At 64.7% G+C, this 18319-nt stretch carries 12 protein-coding genes; 8 read left to right on the top strand and 4 right to left on the bottom strand.

Annotation, left to right across the window (positions count from 1 at the left end):
- Positions 1–5 precede the first annotated feature (5 nt).
- Positions 6–3149, bottom strand: coding sequence for an efflux RND transporter permease subunit (locus GYH26_RS02725; RefSeq protein ID WP_161540393.1), 3144 nt, complete (start codon positions 3147–3149; stop codon positions 6–8).
- A 3-nt stretch (positions 3150–3152) separates the two neighbouring features.
- Positions 3153–4334, bottom strand: coding sequence for an efflux RND transporter periplasmic adaptor subunit (locus tag GYH26_RS02720; RefSeq protein WP_161540392.1), 1182 nt, complete (start codon positions 4332–4334; stop codon positions 3153–3155).
- A gap of 163 nt (positions 4335–4497) precedes the next feature.
- Between GYH26_RS02720 and GYH26_RS02715 the strand changes: the two genes are divergently transcribed.
- Both GYH26_RS02715 and GYH26_RS02710 read left to right on the top strand, forming a co-directional pair.
- A complete protein-coding gene (locus tag GYH26_RS02715; protein ID WP_161540391.1) occupies positions 4498–5184 on the top strand; it encodes a response regulator transcription factor in 687 nt (228 codons plus the stop codon).
- 3 nt (positions 5185–5187) lie between these two features.
- Positions 5188–6657 carry a sensor histidine kinase gene (locus tag GYH26_RS02710; protein WP_161540390.1) on the top strand — a complete coding sequence of 490 codons (1470 nt, stop codon included), beginning with the start codon at positions 5188–5190 and terminating at the stop codon, positions 6655–6657.
- Here GYH26_RS02710 and GYH26_RS02705 read toward each other — a convergent pair.
- Positions 6642–7934 (bottom strand): PQQ-dependent sugar dehydrogenase, encoded by a 1293-nt coding sequence (locus tag GYH26_RS02705; protein ID WP_161540389.1) that lies wholly within the window; start codon positions 7932–7934, stop codon positions 6642–6644. The two genes, GYH26_RS02710 and GYH26_RS02705, sit on opposite strands and share 16 nt — an antisense overlap.
- Before the next feature lie 18 nt (positions 7935–7952).
- Between GYH26_RS02705 and GYH26_RS02700 the strand changes: the two genes are divergently transcribed.
- The 6 genes from GYH26_RS02700 (at position 7953) to GYH26_RS02675 (ending at position 14986) form a co-directional block, all read left to right on the top strand.
- Positions 7953–8573 (top strand): hypothetical protein, encoded by a 621-nt coding sequence (locus GYH26_RS02700; protein WP_161540388.1) that lies wholly within the window; start codon positions 7953–7955, stop codon positions 8571–8573.
- A gap of 4 nt (positions 8574–8577) precedes the next feature.
- Entirely contained in the window at positions 8578–9597 is a 1020-nt protein-coding gene (locus tag GYH26_RS02695; protein ID WP_161540387.1) for a carboxypeptidase-like regulatory domain-containing protein, read from the top strand.
- Positions 9594–11081, top strand: a complete 1488-nt coding sequence (locus GYH26_RS02690; protein ID WP_161540386.1) for a sigma-54 interaction domain-containing protein — start codon at positions 9594–9596, stop codon at positions 11079–11081. Before GYH26_RS02695 ends, GYH26_RS02690 begins: the two co-directional genes overlap by 4 nt.
- The gene (locus GYH26_RS02685) at positions 11060–12772 is read left to right on the top strand and encodes a serine/threonine-protein kinase (protein ID WP_161540385.1); all 1713 of its coding nucleotides are present in this window, start codon (positions 11060–11062) and stop codon (positions 12770–12772) included. Before GYH26_RS02690 ends, GYH26_RS02685 begins: the two co-directional genes overlap by 22 nt.
- Before the next feature lie 107 nt (positions 12773–12879).
- Complete coding sequence (locus GYH26_RS02680) at positions 12880–14172, top strand: Kelch repeat-containing protein (RefSeq protein WP_161540384.1); 1293 nt, start codon at positions 12880–12882, stop codon at positions 14170–14172.
- 4 nt (positions 14173–14176) lie between these two features.
- Positions 14177–14986: a DUF5683 domain-containing protein gene (locus GYH26_RS02675; protein ID WP_161540383.1), complete on the top strand. Its 810-nt coding sequence runs from the start codon at positions 14177–14179 to the stop codon at positions 14984–14986.
- A gap of 363 nt (positions 14987–15349) precedes the next feature.
- Here GYH26_RS02675 and GYH26_RS02670 read toward each other — a convergent pair whose 3' ends face one another.
- A complete protein-coding gene (locus GYH26_RS02670; RefSeq protein WP_161540382.1) occupies positions 15350–18316 on the bottom strand; it encodes an intein-containing RctB family protein in 2967 nt (988 codons plus the stop codon).
- Between the last annotated feature and the right edge of the window lie 3 nt (positions 18317–18319).

Raw genomic sequence — 18319 nt, 5'->3', positions numbered from 1 at the left:
TCCGGTTACGTCTGAGCAGTTGCAGCCGACACAGAGGCCGCCATCTGTCCATCTTCCTCCCACTCCGGTTCGGGACCACGAGGCGGCCGGTCGTCTCGCTCGAGCCAGTCGTAGATGGTGGGCAGCACGCGTAGCGTGAGCAGTGTGGCCGTAATGAGCCCACCGATCACCACGGTGGCCAGCGGCCGCTGCACTTCGGAGCCCGGCCCCGTATTGAAGGCCATGGGCACAAAGCCCAGGCTGGCCACCAGTGCGGTCATCAACACCGGCCGTAGCCGGTCGGTGGCCCCCTGCAACACCGCCTCACGCACCGACAGTCCCTGACGCCGAAGCGCGTTCAGGTGCGCGATCATCACCACACCGTTGAGCACCGCCACCCCGAAGAGGGCAATGAAGCCGACGGCCGCCGAGATCGACAGGTACATGCCGCGCAACCACAGCGCAAACACTCCTCCGGCCAGCGCCAGCGGCAACACCGAGAGAATCATTAACGGATAGCGCATCTCACCGAACATCAAATAGAGCAACCCGATGATGATGAGCAAAGCCAGCGGAACCGCCACATACAGGTGACGCATGGCGCGCTGCTGATTTTCGAAGGTTCCGCCGTACTCCAGAAAGACGCCGGGCGGCAGCTTGACCTGCGTCTCAATGGCCCGCTGCAGGTTCGACACATAGGTCCCGATGTCTATGCCCTTGATATTGATGCCCACCACGAGCCGGCGCCAGCCGTTTTCGCGAGCGATCTCCCGGGGTCCCTCTTCGGCCCGGATGTGCGCCACCCGGCGTAGCGGAATGGTGCCGCCCCCCGGCAGCGTCACCGGTGCCTCCATGATGGCCTCGAAGTTATTTCGGTACGCTTCGGGAAAGCGCACGACGATATCGAACCGCCGCTGCCCTTCGAAGACCTGTCCGGCCGGCGCACCGCCCAATCCGGCCTCGATCACCTGCTGCACGTCCTCGACGTTCAGGCCGAAGGCCGCAATGGCTTCGCGATCGATTTCGATGTTCACATACGGCTGACCGGCGAATTTTTCCACGTAGAAGTTGTCGGTGCCGGGCAGGTCCGGAAGCAGTCGGGCGATGCGCGCCGCCACCGCCGCCAGCGTGTCGAGGTTTTCGCCGTAGAGTTTGACTGCAATATCGCTTTTGACCCCTGAGGTCAGCTCGTCGACGCGCATTGCGATGGGCTGCGTGAAGTTGTAAGCCAGACCGGGCTCGGTTTCGAGAAATGGCCGGATCTGCTCGATGATCTTTTCTTTGGTCATACCCGGCCGCCACTGTTCGCGTGGCTTGAGTATGATCCATACGTCCGTCTGATGCACGCCCATCCAGTCGTTGGCCAGATCGCTACGGCCTGTTTTGGGCACGACGGTTTGAATTTCCGGGATGTGTCGGATGAGCTGTCCGGCCAGCCAGTTGGCATTTTCCACCGAGGTCTCCAGCGTGACGCTCGGCATCCGTACTTCTTCGATCAGGATCGACCCCTCGTCCAGTTCCGGCAGAAACTCCGTGCCCAGAAACGGCAGGAGCGCCAGCGCTGCGCCGAATACCAGCAGGGCAACGGCCAGGGTCGTCTTGCGCCGTTCCAGGCTCTTTTCCAGGAAGCGCCGATAACGCGGCCGCAACCAGTCCATCAGATAGTTACGACGTACCCGAACGCCCCGGCGAAAAACCAGAGTAGCGATGGCCGGCACATAGACCAGCGCCAGCAAGAGCGAGCCGAACACGGCCGACGCCACCGTAATCGCCATCGGACGATAGAGAATGCCCTCCATACCCCGAAACGTGGCGATTGGCACATACACCATCAGGATGATGAGCACGCCGAAAAAGATGGGGCGGGCGACTTCGTGCGCGGCCTGACGCAACAGCGCCAGTCGGCTGCGGCCGCTTCGGTCTGCCTCGAGCCGATGTACCATGTGCTCGACCATCACGACCGAGCCATCGACAATCATCCCGAAGTCGATGGCTCCCAGGCTCATCAGATTGGCCGCCAGCCCGAAGGCGCGCATGCCGATAAAAGCAAACAGCATCGAAAGTGGGATGACCGAGGCCACAATGAGCGCGCCTTTGATCTCGCCCAGCAACAGCAGCAGCACGGCGATCACCAGAAAGCCCCCTTCCAGCAGGTTTTCCTTGATCGTGCCCGTGGTGCGCGCGATCAGATCCGACTGGTCATAGAATTTCTCGATGCGAACGCCGGGGGGCAGGCGTGGATTGATTTCCCTGATTTTTTCTTCGACGCGACGGATGACTTCGCGGCCGTTCTCGCCCCGAAGCATCATGACGATACCGGTGACGACCTCGCCCTTCCCATCCTGCGTGACGGCCCCCTGTCGGATCTGCCGTCCCAGACGTACGGTGGCCACGTCGCGTAGATAGATGGGTCGCTCGCCCCGACGTGCCACGATGATGCGCTCCAGATCGTCCGTCGAGCGAATCTGTCCGAACCCGCGAATGATGTACTGTTCCTGGTTGTGCTCCAGGTAATTGCCGCCCGAGACGCTGTTGTTGCGTTCGATGGCATCGATGATGTCGCGCAGGCTCAACCGCAGCGCCCGGAGTTGCTCCGGATCGACAATCACCTCGTACTGCTTGACGAAACCGCCAAAGCTGTTGACTTCGGTCACGCCGGGTACCGCACGGAGCTGCGGCGCGATGATCCAGTCCTGAATTTCGCGCAGCTCGGTGAGCGAATAGCCATCGCCTCGCACCACATACTGGTAGATCTCGCCGAGCGCCGTCGAGATGGGTCCCAGTTGAGGCGACGAGACGTCGGGGGGGAGCTGGTCCCGTACATCCTGCAGACGCTGGGCCACGAGCTGTCGGGCAAAGTAAATGTCGGTGCCTTCTTCGAATTCGACCGTGACGGCCGACAGACCGAACTGGCTGATCGAGCGCACTTCTTTGACCCGCGGTAGGCCGGTCATGGCCGTTTCGATCGGGAAGCTGACCAGCTGTTCGACGTCGTACGGCGAATAGCGACCGGCCTTGGTGATGATGAGCACCTGAACGGGCGTAACGTCGGGAAGCGAGTTGATCGGAATGCGCTCAAGGGCCACGATCCCGCCGAAGGCCATCAGGGCCACCAGGCTCAGCGCGACAAAGCGTTGCCGGAGGCTGAAATCAATCAGACGATGCAGCATGGCTCACTCTTCGGCAAATTCGCTGTAACGCATCAGCGCCTTCAGACTGAAGACCGGATGAACGACCACGCGTTCGCCTTCGCGGACGCCATCGAGCAGCAGCGCCTGGGCGGCATCGGTGCGCCAGACGGTCACGGGACGCACCTCGTAGGTATCGGGAGCCTGTTGCACAAAGACGATGGCCTGCTGGCCGTCGTAGGTCAGGGCTGCAAGGGGTACGACGTAAACCGGACGAGGCGTACGCAATCGGATCCATAGCCGGACGTTCTGCCCGGGCCGCGGCCATCCCTGATGGGTGCTGGCCAGAATGTTGACCACCACGGCCCGATTTTCGGGATCCAGCGCCGGATTAATCGTGTGAACCCGAGCCCCCAGCGTTAGCGAATCGGGCACCTGAAGCACCAGCCGAACGGAATCGCCTGGTTGCAGGCCCAGCGCATCATCCGGGGCCAGAAATCCTCGGATGTGCACCCGCGATGGATCGACGATCGTCATCAGCGTCTGATTGGCGCTGACGGCCTGTCCCAGCTCTACCTGATGCTGGTCCACGTACCCGTCGATGGGCGCCCGCAGGGGAAGCAGGGGGCGCTCCTGTTGCCCCAGCGCCCGGGCAACTTCGGGCGTAACTCCGAGCGCCCGCAGACGTACTTCAGCCGCCTGACGGCGCGCCTGGGCGCGCAGATAATCGGCCTCGGTCTGATCAAGCGTGCTCTGCGGCGTAAGCTGCTCGGTCACCAGCTGCCGGAGGCGAGCTACCTGCCGGGCCAGATAGGCCTCCTCGGCCTGCGCCTGCAAAAAGTCCGAGATCAGCTCGGCAAACGCCAGACTTTCCAGTTCCAGCAGCACCTGCCCGCGTCGTACCGGTTCGCCTTCATGAACGTTCAGATGGGCCACCCGGCCCTCAATCGGCGTGGAAACCTGGGCCATCAGACCTGGGGCCGGATAGACTTCGCCGGGAATGCTGACGGTGTACGTAGCGCGCTCATGGCGCACCGGGACCACCTGCACCTGCAACCTGCGCTGCTGAGCCGAGTCCAGACGCACCATCCGATACTTTGCCGAAGCGGAATCCGCCTGAAGGGAAGGAGGCACACCGATCGCTTCCGGAAGCAGCGCCTCGATGGGCGCCCTGCGACAGGCACTCAGGCCCAGCAGCACCAGGATCGTCAGCGTAATACGGCTCATTGCTTTCGAAGTCCTCCCCGGGTTTCTTGCTCCACAATCGCCGAAACACCCGGTGCAGTTCTTAGAAAAGGCTTAAAACCTGCTGAGCCTTCCTTTAAAAGTTTGGCCGGAACAGGTCCGGAGTCAGCTCTTGGCGTATAAATGCCCAAAAAACCCGGACGCAATGCCTCGTCCGATTTTACTGGTGGAAGACGAGATCGCCATGGCGGCCCTGTTGCGTCAGGGGCTGGAAGAAGAAGGGTACACGGTCGAGTGGGTACTCACCGGCGAAGAAGCGCTGGCGCGACTGGAGCATCTGGAGCCGGCCTTGCTGGTGCTGGACGTGCGGCTGCCGGGCATGGATGGCGTAGAAGTGTGCCGCCAGGTACGCCAGCGCTGGCCGGATCTACCTGTTCTGATGCTGACGGCCCTCGACGATGTCGAAAATCGCGTGCGCGGGCTACGGGCCGGTGCCGACGACTATCTGTCCAAACCGTTCGCCTTCGAAGAACTGCTGGCCCGGATCGAAGCCCTGCTGCGCCGAAGCAAGCGCCAGCCCACCCGCCACCTGCTACGCGACGGTCCGCTCACGCTCGACCTGAACGCCCGCACCGCTACCTGTGGCGAACGCCCGCTTTCCCTTACGCCGCGCGAATTCGATCTGCTGGCCTACCTGATGCAACACCCCCGTCGGGCGATTTCGCGGCTGCAGATCTACCGCGAAGTGTGGGGCCACGACTTCGACCACGGCACCAGCCTGCTCGAAGTGTATATCAGCTACCTGCGCCGCAAATTGCAGGAAGCAGGCTGCCCGGGCTACATTGCAACGGTCCGGGGCGTCGGTTACCGCTATGAACCGGCCGAAGGGTGAACCATGCCTCCATCTTCCCGCCATCCATCCTTTCTGAACAGGCTGCTTGTGCAGAGCGGTGGTACCCTGATCGCCGCTCTGGCCCTGCTGGGTCTGCTGGCCTGGCTGGCGGCCTACGGGTGGATCAACGAACTGGCACGGCTCCCGCTACGCAACGAAATCCAACTGGTCGCCAGCCGCATTGTCCGCGACGACCATCTGGACGTCGACGCCTATTACTGGGACGAACCGCACCATCGGCTGCTGGAACGGCACGTGGATCCTTATTTTCTGCAGGTCTTCGATGCCAGAGGACACCTGATCCGCCAGTCGACCAACATACGACTCCTTTCGGACCGCTATCCCGAAGTGCTCCTGCACGCCCCGGTGCAGCAGGAACCGTTCTGGAAGCCACTCCAGACGTTCCAGGTGGGCGAATATCGCCTCTATTATCTGGTGTTTCCCTTACACGATCCAGCCGGACGCTATCTGGGCGCTATCCAACTGGCCCGCTTCGAACCCGGCTTTGTGGCGCTTTATCGTCAGCTTGCCCTTGGCCTTTTTGTAAGCTGGGTGCTGCTTTCGGGATTGATTCTGACGCTGCTGGCCGTCAGTGGCCGACGCGTGCTGCGGCCTTTGCACGAACTGACCCGGGCGACGGCCGCCCTTTCGCCTGAAAGCCTCCACGAACCCATCCGCCTGACGTCTCCGCTGGACCGGGAGACCGCCCAGCTGCTGGCCACGCTGAACGCGCTGCTCCATCGTCTGCACCGGGCTTTCGATGAACTCCGGCGCTTTACGGCCAACGCAGCCCACGAGCTGAAAACGCCACTGGCCATCCTCCACGGTCAGGCGGAGCTGGCCCTGCGACGCCCACGCTCGACGGATAGCTACCGCACCACCCTGCGCCAGATCCTCGATCAGACCGAGCAGATGACGAGACTGGTCCAGCACCTGCTGCTGCTGAGTCGTCTGGACCAGCCTGAGGCGGCCTTTCCATTTGCCCCGGTGGACTTCTCCGAGCTGGCCGCCCGCGAACAGGAGCTTTTTGCAACGCGCGCCCGCACCCGCGGTGTTACGCTGACGGCATCGCTGGCACCAGACGCCCGGCTTTATGGCGTCGAAACCCTTCTGCAGGAGGTTGTCCGAAACGTGCTGGACAACGCCGTCAAGTATACCCCGCAAGGACAGATTGACGTAGTAGTGCGCGCCACGGGCAACCACATACTTTTCGAAGTCCGCGACACCGGCATCGGTATTCCCCACGAGGCGTTGCCACACGTCACCGAACGCTTCTACCGCGCCCCCCAGACCGCCCCCGGCATCGAAGGGCACGGTCTGGGCCTGGCCCTTGTAGCCCGCATTGTAGCCCTACACCAGGGCACGCTGGAGATCACCTCAGAACCCGGTCAGGGCACCACGGTGCGCATTGCGCTACCTGCGCTGTCGGTAACGGCTTCCGAACCCACACCAATGGCTCAGCTTCCCCGATAGATCACCCGCCAGATGCGGCCGCGGACCGAATCGGAGATGTAAAGCGAGCCGTCGGGCCCTACGGCCAGCCCCATCGGCCGGTGCTTCGCGTCGCCCGTGCTCCGGATCTGGTCGGTACCAGCAAAACCGTCGGCAAACACTTCCCAGTCGCCGGCCGGCGTGCCGTCCGCATTCATGGGCTGGAAGACCACGTTGTAGCCGGCCTGCGGGAGCGGCGCGCGGTTCCAGGAGCCGTGGAAGGCAATGAAGGCGCCGCCCCGATAGCGCTCGGGAAACTGCGTGCCGTCGTAGAAGATCAGGTCGTTGGGCGCCCAGTGGGCCGGATAGGCCACGATCGGATCTTCAAACTGATCGCAGCGCCCGACGGTCTGGCCGTCGCCACCATACTCGGGCGCCAGCACCTTTTTGTTCTGAATCGGATCGTAGTAGCAGTAAGGCCAGCCAAAGTCGTCCCCTTCGTCCACGCGGAAGAACTCCTCGGCCGGGAGGTTGGCGTTGTCCTCGGCGTCGAAGTACTCGGGCCAGAGCGTATCGAGCTGGTCGCGGCCGTGCTGCACGACGTAGAGCGCGTCGGCGAACGGATTCCAGGCGATGGCCACTGCGTTGCGGATACCTGTGGCGTAGCGCAGGCCGTCGTCCTGACGTTGACCGAGCACGTCGGTCCGGAAGCGCCAGATACCCCCGTAGCGCTCCAGCAGCGGACACGGATCCATGCCCGGCACGCCCCGCTGACGGTCGCGCGACTGACAGGCGTTCGAGGGCGCCCCGATGTTGATGTACACGTAGCCGGCCTCGTCGAAGGCGAACGTCTTGGCCGCGTGCTGGCCGCGTTCGGGCAATCCTCCCACCACCAGTTCAGGCGGCTCCTGCGGGAGCAGCTCGCCCTCGACAAGCCGATAACGCAACAGGGCCGTATCGGGCGCAAAGTACAGGTAGCCGTCCCGGATGTCGATCCCGGTACCGGGCACGTCCCCGAAGTAGGCCACAATGTCGGCCCGGCCGTCGCCGCTCGTGTCGCGCAGCGCGGCAATGCCGTGGCCGTTCTGCAGGCGCATCAGCGCCACGTAGATGTCGCCGTTGTCGCGCACCACGATGTGGCGGGCGCGGCCGACGTTGTCGGCCACCACCAGCGCACAGAAGCCTTCAGGGAGCGTGATGCCGCCGTTATCCGGGTCGCAGGCCAGACTCTGCTGAACCGGCCGGCTGTTTATGCCGTTACATCCGGCCAGCAGCAATACCAGGAGCCATTGCGCAACGATCTTTCGACTGCTTTTCATTTCCAAACCGTTCGGCTTATGTCCATTCGACGTGCTCCAATATACAAAACGGTCCTGAAGATCGCGCTCCTGGCGGCCGTCGTCGTGTTGAACTGGCAATGCCGCACGCTGCGCGCGTGGCAGGCGCTGCGCCAGGTCGATTTCTACATCGACCGCGTCTCGGACGTCAACCTGGCCGGCGTCGAGCTGGACCATGTGCGCAGCTACGAAGACCTGACGCTGGAGCAGACGCTCCGAATAAGCCAGGCGCTGGCCCGGGGCACCCTGCCGCTACGCTTCCGGCTACACCTCATCGCCGAAAATCCGGCCGACAACCCGGTAACCGCCCGCCTGGAGCGGCTGGAATGGACGCTGCTGCTGGACGACCATCCCACGCTCAGCGGCACGCTGGACCAGACCTACCGACTGCCGCCCGGCGAACCGCAGGAAATCCCGCTGGATTTCGAACTGGACCTGCTGGACTTCTTCGAAAAGAACCTGCAGGATCTTGTCGAGCTGGCCCTGGCGCTGGCCGGCACCGAAGGGGTCACGAAGCGCGTCAGCCTCGAAGCGCGGCCGTTCATCGAAACGCCGCTGGGTCCCTTGTCCTATCCCCGCCCGATTCGTATCCTGACGCGTGAAGTCGGGCGCACGTCCTGAAGCGATGTCGGGGCTCTGGAAACGCTGGCTGATCGTGCTGCTCGGTCCGCTGCTGTGGGCTGGCTGCCTGGGTGATCTGCCCCGGGACAATCCGCTGGATCCACGGTCGGATCGCTACGAGCCGCTGGGACGCCTGGAAGGGGTGGTTACCCGGCTGTATCCGCCCTACCCGCCGCTGGCGGGCGTAGCCGTGCGCCTGTTGCCCGCCGCCGACTCGCTGCAGGGCGGGCGCCTGGCCTACACCGGTCCGAACGGACGCTTCGCCTTCGACGAACTGCCATCCGGCGACTACCGCCTGGTGGCACAGGCCACGGGTTTCCGGGCGCTGCAGGACACGCTCGCCGTCTCGATCGCGGCCGGCCAGACCCAATCGGTCACCGTCCGCATGAACGCCCTGCCCCGCTTCACCGACTACACGGCCGTCACCGTACATATCAGCCGCTGGTGGCCGGCCACCGACCTGTACCGCCTCGAAGTCGAAGCCACCGTCACCGACCCCGACGACGTGCGCGACGTCGTGCGCGTGTGGCTGAAGATTCCCGCGCTGGGCTTTGCCGACACGCTCGAGGCCACGCAGCCGGCCGGTCGCTTTTTCAAAGCATTGCTTCAGCAGGAGCTGCCAGGCGGCTCGCTGCACAACCTGCTGGGCTACGCACTGTACCTGGGCGCCCGCGACCGCACGGGCGACACGGTCTACACCCCGGCCTTCCAGCTCGCCCGTGTGATCGAGGCCGTGCCCGTCGCGCTCGATCCGCGCGGACTGGCCGCCGTCGACACCACTCGCCCCGTGCTACGCTGGGAGCCGATGAGTCTGCCCTTCACCTTCACCTACCGCATCGACCTGGTGCGGCGCGAAGCCGATCTGGACATCCCGATCCTGACGCTCGAAGGACTGGCTTCGACGCGCGATTCGGTACGCGTGCCGCAACCGCTGATGCCCGGCGTATATTACTGGACGGTTTCTGTGGTCGATATTTTCGGTAACCGCAGTCGCTCCAAAGAAGCAGGATTTCAGGTGCCATGAGTGTTTCGCCCCCGCGGACGTCGCTGGATGCGCTGGTAGAAATCGCCCAGACGATCAACACGCTCCGGGATCCGGAGGCCGTGCTGGAAAAGGTGCTGGAGATCGCCATGGAGACACTCGAAGCCGAGCGCGGCTTCATTCTGCTGAAGGCGCCCCAGCACCCCGAAGGGTTCGCCATCCGGAGCCAGCGCAATTTTACCGAGCAGCAACTGGGCGAACTGGTCCGGATTTCGACCAGCGTCGTGCGCGAAGTCCTGCGCCAGGGCGAGCCCGTGCTCGTCTATGAAGCGCAGCAGGACGAACGCTACGGGAAGGCCGAAAGCATCGTCCTGCAACGCATTCAGTCGATCGCCTGCGTGCCGCTGCGCATCAAGGAGCGACTGATCGGCGCCATCTACCTCGACAGCCTCTCCCAGCGTGGTCGCTTCACCCGCGACAACCTGCCGTTTCTGGAAGCCTTCGCCCACCAGGCGGCCATCGCCATCGAAAACGCTCAGCTCTACCAGGCCCTGCGCGAAGAAAACCGACGGCTGCGCAGCGAAATCCAGCGCCTGCACGGCTTCGACGAAATCGTCGGCCAGAGCCCGGCCATGCGTGAGGTATTCGACACCATGGCCCGCGTGCTCGATACCGACGCCACCGTGCTCATCGAAGGCGAAAGCGGCACCGGCAAAGAACTCATTGCCCGCGCCATCCACTACAACAGCGAGCGCAAGGATAAACCGTTCGTGGTGGTCTTCTGCGGCTCGCTGCCCGACGAGCTGCTGGAAAGCGAACTCTTCGGCCACAAAAAAGGCGCCTTCACCGGAGCCCTGTCCGACAAAAAAGGCCTTTTCGAAGTGGCCGACGGCGGCACGGTCTTCCTGGATGAAGTGGGTGACCTGAGCCCGCGCATGCAGACGGCCCTGCTGCGCGTGCTGCAGGAAGGCGAGATCCGACGCGTGGGCGACACCCAGGTGCGCAAGGTGGACGTCCGGGTCATCTCGGCCACGAACAAGCCGCTGCGCGAACTGGTCCAGCAGGGCAAATTCCGCGAAGACCTTTACTACCGCCTCAATACGATTCAGATCACGGTACCGCCGCTGCGGCATCGGCGCGGCGACATCCCGCTGCTGGCCCATCACTTTCTGGACAAATACGCTGTCAAAAAACGCGCGCACATCAAGGGCTTCACGCCGGAGGCGCTGGAGCTGCTGGAACGCTATCACTGGCCGGGCAACGTCCGCGAGCTGGAAAACACGATCGAGCGGGCCGTCGTGCTGGCGCGGGGCGAGCTGATCACGCCGGAAGACCTGCGCCTGCCCGACACGGACGGGGCCGATCCCTTCGAGCCCGACCTGCCGCTGAAGGAAGTCGAGCGTCGCGTGGTGCTGCACACGCTGAAACGGCACGGCGGCAACATTTCGGAAACGGCGCGCGTGCTGGGCGTATCGCGTCGCTGGCTGCACTACAAGCTGAAGGAATGGGACGTCCAGAACGCATAGGCGACCTGCAGCCCTTTGCGGAGCTGGCCTCGGGCCCCACGGCCACCGTCTACAAAGCCTATCAGGCGTCGCTGGACCGCTTCGTGCTGCTGAAAATTCTGCGACCGGAACTGGCCGAAGATGAGACCTTCGTGCAGCGCTTCGAGGAAGAAGCCCGGCTGGCGGCGCGCGTTCAGCATCCGAACGTGGTAGCCGTCTATGCCTTCGGCCGCGAAGGGCCGCACGTCTACTTCGCCACGGAATTCGTCGAGGGCGTTTCGCTGCGCGAGCTGCTGGCGCATGGGCCGCTGCCCCCGGCGCTGGCACTGTACATCGCGGCCGAGGTGGCCCGCGGCCTGAAGGCCGCCCACGAGAAGGGCGTGCTGCACCGCGATCTCAAGCCTGCCAATATCCTGATCTCGCTCGAAGGCCAGGTCAAATTGACCGACTTCGGCATGGCCTCGCTGCTTGCGTGCGGCGACGGCGAAGTGCGCGGCACGCCCGGCTACCTGGCGCCCGAGCAGGTGCTGGGCGAAGCGCCCGGGCCGGCCGCCGACCTGTTCGCCCTGGGTGCCACGCTCTTCGAAATGCTGACGGGCACCCCGGCTTTTCCAGGCGAGACGCCCGGTGAAATCTTCGACGCGGTGCTGCATCACGATCCCATTCCACGCCTGCGCAACCTGGCGGCCGTGCCGGACGACGTGGTGGCCCTGTGCGCCCGGCTGCTGGCCAAACGTCCGGAGACGCGCTATCCCGATGCCGCCGCGCTGCTGCAGGACCTGGCGGCACTGCGTCGTCGGCCCGAACTGCACGCCACGGCCGAAGACCTGGCGGCCTATGTGGAAGATCCAACGGCCTTTCCGCGCACTCCGGTCCCGACGGCGCAACCCGAACCGCCCGCTCCACCTCCTGCGCGGCGTCGTCGTCGGTGGTTGCCGGCCACCGCCGTTGCCGTCGCCCTGCTGCTCGGGCTGGGGTTTCTGTTCTGGGAGCGCCTGTCTGTCAGAAGGGAAAGTACGGCGCCCTCCTCTCGGGCCGCTTCCGTCCGCACTGCGCCGGAAGACGAATCGCTGACTACAACGCCGGAGCAACCAACACCGGATGCCGAATCGCACCCGGCGACGGACACAACCGTCCCCCACTCCCGGCCTGCTCTCAACTCGACCACGGATCGATCATCTGAATTCACCCAAACGCCCGCAGGTGCATCCCACGCTTCGGCCTCGGTCGCAGCTCCTCCGTCCCGGACGCCTCCTCGCCCGGCCCGGCTCCGGCTGGAAGTCACGCCCTGGGCCTATGTGTTGCTGGAACGCCCGGACGGCCTCGACTCGCTGGGCACCACCCCGCTGGATGCTCCGCTGACGCTGCTTCCCGGAAGCTACACGCTGCATGTGCGCAATCCGGAATTCCCCCCCTACCGGCTGACGCTGACGCTCCGCCCCGGCCAGGACACCCTGGTGGCCGTTTCGCTGTGGATGCAAGTAGCCCGTCTGTGGCTGGAGGTTCATCCGTGGGCCCATGTGTACATCGACAACCGCTACTACGATGTCGTCCCGCCTCAGCAGCGACCATTCATTCTGGCACCGGGCCTGCACCGCCTCCGGCTGGTGCATCCGGAGCTGGGCACCCGCGACACACTGATCCAGCTTCAGGCCGGCACAGAACAGACGCTCCGAATCGATCTGCTGCGGCGACGACAACCGGAACGCTAATTGTTTGACCAAACATTTACATGCTGGATCTGCTAAAAAATTGTCGCAACCGTCGTGCAAAGCCTGCGCAGCCGCCGTTACCGGGCTGCACAGGAAACCTCTGCGTCATGCGTCTGCTAACGCTCTGCAGTCTGCTGCTGATTGCCCTGCCGCTGCACGCGCAGGTCTGGCACGAACTGCCCCCCATGCCCACGCCACGTTATGCGGCCGCCGCTGCCGAGCTGGACGGCTACCTCTACGTCATCGGCGGCATCGGTGAAAACGATGCCCTCCTGACTACCGTCGAAGTCTACGACCCGGCACGCGGCGTCTGGATCTATGAGGTGCCCCAGCTGGACGAGCCCCGCGCGTATGCTGCCGCCGTCGTGCTGGAAGACCGCCTCTACCTGATCGGTGGGCTGGAAGGCGACACGTTGGCCCATGCTGAGGCAACCGACGACGTGCTCGTCTTTGATCCGGAAAGTGGCTGGAAAGAAGTGGCCTCTCTTGAAGAAGCCCGCTACGGACTGGCGGCCGTCGTGTTCAAAGGTCAGATTTACGCGATCGGGGGGCTGTCGCGCGAAGCGCAATTTTTCAACGATCGACTGAATCGACAGCCGACGCCGCTCAGTACGATCGAAGTGTATGACCCGCAACAGGACCGGTGGGAGACGGTGGCCCGGCTGCCGCAGGCCGTTGCATTCACGGCCGCCGCGCTTCTGGGCGAGGACGTCTATGTGATCGGCGGGCTCAGCAGCAACATTCCGGTCACGCTGATCCAGCGCTATCGCCCGGCCACCAACGAGGTGGTCCCCCTGACGATCGCGCTGCCGCAGGAGTGGTGGGCCGGAGCTGCGCTGACCTATCGTGATCAGATTCTTCTGCTCGGAGGACTGGGCGGCGCCCGGGGCACGCCGCTGGCAAACGTCTATGCCCTGCAGTTTAACTCAGGAAGCCCGGAATTCCGCGACCTGCCCGGCCTGCAACAGGCACGTTTCAGCTTTGCGGCCGCCTCGTACAACGACACAGTTTTTGTCTTCGGGGGGCTGGATCAACCCGAAGGCCATCCGCTGGACTCGGCCGAAGCGGCCTCCGCTTCCATCCTGACGCCTCGTGAATCTCCGACACTGCCCGCCGACTTCGGTCTGGCACCGCCCACGCCCCATCCTTTCCGCGAACAGGTCACTTTCACGCTGAGCGTCAGTGCCCGACGGCCCGACGCCCCGGTGCAGCTGGTCGTGTACGATCTGCTGGGACGCCCGATCGCGCGGCTGCTGGATCGGCCGCTACCGCCCGGCCGCCACGTGCTTTCCTGGAACGGCACCGATGCGGCGGGACATCCGGTGCCGGCTGGCGTTTACCTGGTACGCCTCACGCAGGGGCCCTACCACCGGGAACACCTGTTGATTCGGATTCGCTGAGCGCATGTGCCGGGTCGTACGCCGCTGCCTGCCGATCCTGCCGGGGATCCTGCTCGGGATAACCGCCCTGGCCCAGCCCGTCCGTACGCCGGAGCAGCTCCTGCAGGCCGTCTGGCGGGCCTACCAGGCGCTGGATTACGAGCAGGCCGACAGTCTGGCCCGGAATGCGCTGAACGATTATCAACACTTCACGCCGGACCAGCTCGTCGAACTGCATACGGTGCTGGCGCTGGTGGCCATGTCGCGCAACGAAACCACCGAAGCCCGACGCCACTTCGAGGCCGCTCTTTCGCTGAATTCCGAGCTTCAGCTCGACCCGGTGCTGGCCTCGCCCAAAGTCCGGGACTTCTTCGAGCAGATTCGTCAGGAAATGCAATCAGCGCTTCCGGTCACGGCCTCCTCGGAGGCCACCATTCGCTACGTGATTCAGCCCGATCCGCGCCCGGAGGCGGCGCTGCGCTCGCTGCTGCTGCCCGGCTGGGGGCAGCATTACAAAGGCCAGCACCTGAAGGGCTGGATCCTGACCGGAAGCTGGGGCCTGTTGCTCGGCGCGAGCCTGACCGCCCATCTGCAGTACACACGCGCCTACGACCGCTACCGTGGCGAAACCGACCCCGCCCGCATCGAGCGCCGCTACCGCACGGCCAACCGTTGGTTCAAAGCCCGCAACGGGTTGCTCATGGGTCTGGCGGCCGTGTGGGCCTACAGCTACCTGGACGCCCTGCTGCAACCCGTTGCCCCGACTGCCTCGCCGGTCGTGCGCCCCTACGTGTCGGGCACCGGAGCCGGGCTGGAAATGCGCTGGCACTTCTGAGGCGTGCACGTTTTGCACGGGAGCGGTCCGCGATATGCACATCGCTCCCGAGAAAGCACGGGCGCACACGGCGGTGTGCCCCTACCAGATCCCTGACGTTTTCCCTATCCCGTAGGGGCAAACCCCTGTGTCCGCCCCGTCGTACCCGCCGGATCACGTCCGCCACACGGGGTGTGGCCCCCTCATGCACCGGTACATCAGCGATCCCATATTACCGGGTATTTTTTCCTGTGTGCGGACCGGCATGTTCTTTGTGTCTCTGCAACGCAAGGGGGGTGATCGACCCGTCCCGCGCCGGAAGCCGGGATGAGGGAGCACGCGAAAGGGGATCCCGCGCCGGGATCCCCTTTCGAATTTTTATCCTTATCCCTTGATGCAGCCGATCGGCCGGAGCTGCGCCACCTTGCGGGAGATACCCGCCCGATGGCACACCTCGACCACCTCGGCCACGTCTTTATAGGCCTCGGGAATTTCCTCGTTGATCGTGCGGATGCTGGCGCCCCGCACGATGATGCCCCGGGCGCGCAACTCCTCGGCCACGTGGCGGCCACTGGCCACTTTCTTGGCCTTCGTCCGGCTGAGCTGGCGACCGGCCCCATGGCACGTGCTGCCGAACGTCTCCTGCATGGCCTGCTCGGTGCCGACCAGCACGTAGGAGTAGCGTCCCATGTCGCCCGGAATCAGCACGGGCTGGCCGATGCTCCGGTAGGCCGCCGGAATCTGGGGATGGCCCGACGGGAAAGCCCGCGTCGCGCCTTTGCGGTGGACGCACACGCGCCGCCGCTCGCCGTCGATCGTGTGCTCTTCGATCTTGGCGATGTTGTGTGCCACTTCGTAGACCGTTCGCAGCCCGATGTCCTCTTCGCGCATGCCCAGCGCCTCGGCGAACGCCTCGCGCGTGTTGTGCGCGATGATCTGGCGGTTGGCGAAGGCGAAGTTGATCCCGCAGCGCATGGCGGCCAGGTACTGCTGGCCTTCCGGCGAGCGCAGCGGTGCGCAGGCGAGCTGGCGATCCGGCAACCGGATATGGTACTTGGCCAGCGCGCGGTCCATGACGGCCAGATAATCGTCGCAGATCTGGTAGCCGAAGCCGCGCGAGCCGGTGTGGATGATGACGGTCACCTGCCCCGGAAACAGCCCCAGGATCCGCGCCGCCTCGTCGTCGAAGATCTGCGCCACGTAGCCGACCTCCAGGAAGTGGTTGCCCGAACCCAGCGTGCCGAGCTGGTCCGCGCCCCGCTCGTAGGCACGCTCCGAGACGGCCGCCGGATCGGCCCCTTCGATGCGCCCGTTTTCTTCGATGAACTCCAGATCGACTTCCGAACCGAATCCATGGCGCACGGCCCAGTGCGCGCCTTCGACGGCCACGCGCCGCAGCTCCTGCTTCGAAACTTTGAGCGCACCCGAGGCCCCTACGCCGGTGGGCACGCGCCGGAAGAGAATCTCAACAAGACGTTCCAGATGCGGCTCGACCTCCTCGTAGGTCAGTCGGCTGGCCAGCAACCGCACCCCGCAGTTGGAGACCACAAAGCCGTTGGCAACGAAGTTGTGATCGGGATGATCGACGGTCAGGTCGTACACCCGGAGGTCGGGACGCTCCACCGGCTCGATGCGCACAATCTCTTCCCAGACGCAGCCCAGGGGCTCCTGGCCGTCCTGCCGCTCCCGACGAAATGCCGCATAGCTGCACACCGCATCGCCGATGCGAGGCGCGCCGCTACGCTGCTCGTAATAGGTGCGTTCGACAAAGCGCCGGTTGATGCCCTGGTCGGCCAGCCGCCCCGTCGCTTCTCCGACCGACACGCCGGCCGTCTTCCAGCGACGCAGCAGCCGCACCGCCTCCTGGCGCTGCCGCACCACCTGTTCTTTGTACTTGACGTACTGCAGCGCGCAGGCGGCTTCGTGCTGCCGCCGCAGATTGTACTCGTAGCCGATGCGGCCCCAGAGTGCCCGCAGGCTGGCCGGATCGGATGCCAGCCGCCACTGCCAGCGCACGCGCTCGCCGGTAGCAAGCAGCTCACGGCGGGCTTCGATGGCCTGCGTGCGCACGCCCAGCGCGGCCGCCCAGCGCGCCAGCGTCTCCAGAAAACGGCGGCCGCTTTCGGCAAACGGCGCCCGCTTGGTCAGCGTCAGCACCGGAGCCGCAAACGTGCGCGCATGCCCGCTCATGAGCCGCGGCATCGAAAGCTCGGCCCCGAACAGTCCGGCCAGAAACAGGCGTTTCTGCCAGCGAGGCGCCCGCTCCAACCAGGCCGGCGCCTCGAAGTCCTGAGCGGTTCGGTCGCCGATTGGCATGCCCAGCGCGACCAGCAGCAGGGCAAATGCCCGGCTGGTGATATGCAGGCTGACCTCTTCACGCTCGAAGGCATAGGTGCGGTAAACCGTCTGCACCCGATGCCGACGGCGACGCCGGTACACTCGGGCCGCACGGATTCCCAGTGCCTCCAGATCGCGCCGCATCGTTTCCAGATCTTCCGCGCGGCCGTAGGCAACCAGTCGGATACGGCCGTTGCGCTCCCGGTAGCAGGTGCCATCGCCCAGAAGATAGCCCAGCAGCTTGCAGAGTAGCGGTAGCGCAGGCGAATCGTAGCGCAGCGGCAGCAGACCACGACGCGTCAGATAGCGCACGAGCTGCCGGTAACGCTGGCCGCGATCAGGAATGCCCCACTGCCGCAGCGCTTCGCAGAAAGCCTCGGGACTCAGAATGGTCTCGGATGACGGCGCCTCGTAGGGCACGCCTTCGAAGGGACAGAACGCCACCCGATCGCCGGGACGCAGCTCCCGCAGCGGCACCATTCCCTGTGGCGTCCAGAACGGATGGTCTTCGGTAGCCTCCACGCTGTCGCCGCTCCGGGTCCAGACGCGCCAGACGCGCGTACGCGGCGTTTCCCCGAAACGATAAATGATCCGGGCCGACTCGGGCCGACGCACCGCAAACCGATAGCTGCAGAGCGGATCGTTCGTGTCGGCCTCAACGATTTCGGCGATCGTGCGATAGTAGCCATGGGCATGAAGCACCCGCGCCTCGCCGGTAAGGCAGTTGATATCGTAGCCTACACCGCCGGGCGAAATCACCCCTTCGTCCAGATCGAACGCGGCCACGCCGCCGATGGGAAAGCCGTAGCCCCAGTGGATGTCGGGCATGGCCAGCGAGTACTTGACGATGCCCGGCAGGTGCGCCACGTTGACGGCCTGCTGAGGCGCCTGGTCTTCCTTCAGTTCACGCAGGATCTTCTCGCTGGCGTAGATGCGGGCGGGCACCCGCATGCCGCCCGTCTTGGGAATCTCCCAGAGATAGTCGTGGATCTTGACAAAGCGCAATTCCGCCATGGC

Origin of the sequence: Rhodothermus marinus (genome assembly GCF_009936275.1) — a bacterium.
Lineage (GTDB): Bacteria > Bacteroidota > Rhodothermia > Rhodothermales > Rhodothermaceae > Rhodothermus > Rhodothermus marinus_A.
This window is presented reverse-complemented; position numbering and strand designations above follow the sequence as displayed.

Coding starts and splice junctions, on each gene's coding strand:
- GYH26_RS02725 (WP_161540393.1), bottom strand. CDS start 3,149: ATGCTGCATCGTCTGATTGATTTCAGCCTCCGGCAACGCTTTGTCGCG.
- GYH26_RS02720 (WP_161540392.1), bottom strand. CDS start 4,334: ATGAGCCGTATTACGCTGACGATCCTGGTGCTGCTGGGCCTGAGTGCC.
- GYH26_RS02715 (WP_161540391.1), top strand. CDS start 4,498: ATGCCTCGTCCGATTTTACTGGTGGAAGACGAGATCGCCATGGCGGCC.
- GYH26_RS02710 (WP_161540390.1), top strand. CDS start 5,188: ATGCCTCCATCTTCCCGCCATCCATCCTTTCTGAACAGGCTGCTTGTG.
- GYH26_RS02705 (WP_161540389.1), bottom strand. CDS start 7,934: ATGAAAAGCAGTCGAAAGATCGTTGCGCAATGGCTCCTGGTATTGCTG.
- GYH26_RS02700 (WP_161540388.1), top strand. CDS start 7,953: ATGTCCATTCGACGTGCTCCAATATACAAAACGGTCCTGAAGATCGCG.
- GYH26_RS02695 (WP_161540387.1), top strand. CDS start 8,578: ATGTCGGGGCTCTGGAAACGCTGGCTGATCGTGCTGCTCGGTCCGCTG.
- GYH26_RS02690 (WP_161540386.1), top strand. CDS start 9,594: ATGAGTGTTTCGCCCCCGCGGACGTCGCTGGATGCGCTGGTAGAAATC.
- GYH26_RS02685 (WP_161540385.1), top strand. CDS start 11,060: ATGGGACGTCCAGAACGCATAGGCGACCTGCAGCCCTTTGCGGAGCTG.
- GYH26_RS02680 (WP_161540384.1), top strand. CDS start 12,880: ATGCGTCTGCTAACGCTCTGCAGTCTGCTGCTGATTGCCCTGCCGCTG.
- GYH26_RS02675 (WP_161540383.1), top strand. CDS start 14,177: ATGTGCCGGGTCGTACGCCGCTGCCTGCCGATCCTGCCGGGGATCCTG.
- GYH26_RS02670 (WP_161540382.1), bottom strand. CDS start 18,316: ATGGCGGAATTGCGCTTTGTCAAGATCCACGACTATCTCTGGGAGATT.